Source organism: Meiothermus luteus (assembly GCF_003574085.1).
Lineage (GTDB): Bacteria > Deinococcota > Deinococci > Deinococcales > Thermaceae > Meiothermus > Meiothermus luteus.
In genome coordinates this window covers 1-1,108 of record NZ_QWKZ01000206.1, presented here as the reverse complement: position 1 = coordinate 1,108, position 1,108 = coordinate 1, and the positions used below count along the sequence as shown (strand labels likewise).

Below are 1,108 nucleotides of genomic sequence, written 5' to 3'. Positions count from 1 at the left end.
ATACCAAATCTCCCTCGAGGTGACACCTATAGTAGGATTGGGGAATGGGTCGTAGGATTGCCCCAATCGATTGGACTGAAAGCGCAGAGGAGCTGGAGGCACAGTATAGACGGGAGAGGAACCTGGAACGACGTAAACGGCTGCAGGCGATGTGGCTGGTACGTCGAGGCAAAGCTGCACAGGATGCGGCCAAAGAAGTGGGGATTGGACGTAAAACCCTCAACCGGTGGCTGGCTTGGTATCGGGCCGGGGGATTGCAGGAGGTGTTGAAGCGCGTACCGGGCTGGGGGGTCAAGGTCAGTCGAGCCTGGTTGGATCAAGACCAACAACTGGAACTGCGAGCCGAGAGTGCCCAAGGAAGCTTTCGCACCTACGAAGAAGCGCGGCAGTGGGTGCAACAACGCTTTGGGGTGCAGTACAGCTATAAAGGCCTCTATGGGCTGATGGCTCGATGGAAGATTCACCCCAAAGTACCGCGACCGAGTGCTGCCAAGGCCGATGCGGCAGCGCAAGCGCGCTGGAAAAAGGGGGGCTCAAAGCCCTGATAGCCGAGCAGCTCCACCGAGGGGGTCAGACCCTGGGGGAGGCTCTGGGCCGGATTGGGTTTAGCGATGAGCTGCGGTTGGGACTGCTGGGTCAAGTTCGACGGGTGCTGGCGCCTCGGGGGGTGAAGGTCGTTCAAACGGTACAGCGGGCATACCAGTATGCCTACCTGCTGCTGGCGGTGATACCGGCCATCGGTCAGTTGAGGTGGGGTTGGATTCCCCGCCTGAAGCAAGAACACCTCAAACCGGTGCTGGAGCAATGGGGGTTAGCCATCAACGTTTGGGATGGGGCGGGGGTTCATCGGGGTCGTAGCCTATCCGAGCTAGCGGGGAGTCGTATCCTTCAACCGGCCTATTCGCCCGAGCTCAATCCTGCCGAGCGGGTGTTTGAGGAGGTCAGGCGGGCCATTGAAGGCAAAGTGTACCCTTCGCTGGAACACAAACGCCTGGCTGCCGAGGAGTTCCTCACCCAGCTTGCGGCTGATCCAACTAGGGTCAAGCGGCTTTGCTTTTGGCCTTGGATTCAAGAGGCTTTATGTGTCACCTCGTCGTAGAGTTGGTAT

2 protein-coding genes are annotated in these 1,108 nt (G+C 59.1%); both read left to right on the top strand.

The annotated features are described in order from the left end of the window. Window positions 1-44 precede the first annotated feature (44 nt). Window positions 45-545, top strand: a complete 501-nt coding sequence (locus tag Mlute_RS15290) for a winged helix-turn-helix domain-containing protein (RefSeq protein WP_119361350.1) — start codon at window positions 45-47, stop codon at window positions 543-545. A gap of 122 nt (window positions 546-667) precedes the next feature. Next, a complete protein-coding gene (locus Mlute_RS15285) occupies window positions 668-1,099 on the top strand; it encodes a transposase (RefSeq protein WP_157413585.1) in 432 nt (143 codons plus the stop codon). Window positions 1,100-1,108: the final 9 nt, after the last annotated feature.

Excerpts from the sequence above, each read along its gene's own strand:
- Mlute_RS15290 (WP_119361350.1), top strand. The coding sequence starts at position 45 with ATGGGTCGTAGGATTGCCCCAATCGATTGGACTGAAAGCGCAGAGGAG.